General features: G+C 60.7%; 1 protein-coding gene. It reads left to right on the top strand.

Annotated elements, in window-relative coordinates; all coding sequences use genetic code 11:
* Nucleotides 1-450: phosphoenolpyruvate carboxykinase (ATP) (locus ADK28_RS25310; RefSeq protein WP_048796979.1), on the top strand; the 450-nt coding region annotated here is incomplete at both ends.

Below are 450 nucleotides of genomic sequence, written 5' to 3' on the forward strand. Positions count from 1 at the left end.
GCGTGTTCAACTTCGAAGGCGGCTGCTACGCCAAGACCATCAAGCTGTCTGAAGAAGCTGAACCGGACATCTACCACGCCATCAAACGCGATGCGCTGCTGGAAAACGTCACCGTGCTGGCCGACGGCAGCATCGACTTCAACGATGGTTCGAAAACCGAGAATACCCGCGTTTCTTACCCGATCTATCATATCCAGAACATCGTCAAGCCGGTGTCCAAGGCGGGTCACGCCACCAAGGTGATCTTCCTGACCGCCGACGCTTTCGGCGTGCTGCCGCCGGTATCACGCCTGACCGCCAACCAGACTCAGTACCACTTCCTGTCCGGCTTCACCGCCAAACTGGCCGGCACCGAGCGCGGCGTAACCGAACCGACGCCAACCTTCTCCGCCTGCTTCGGCGCCGCGTTCCTGTCGCTGCACCCGACGCAGTACGCCGAAGTGCTGGTGA

Source organism: Serratia sp. 506_PEND, assembly GCF_001076875.1.
GTDB classification, from domain to species: domain Bacteria; phylum Pseudomonadota; class Gammaproteobacteria; order Enterobacterales; family Enterobacteriaceae; genus Serratia; species Serratia marcescens.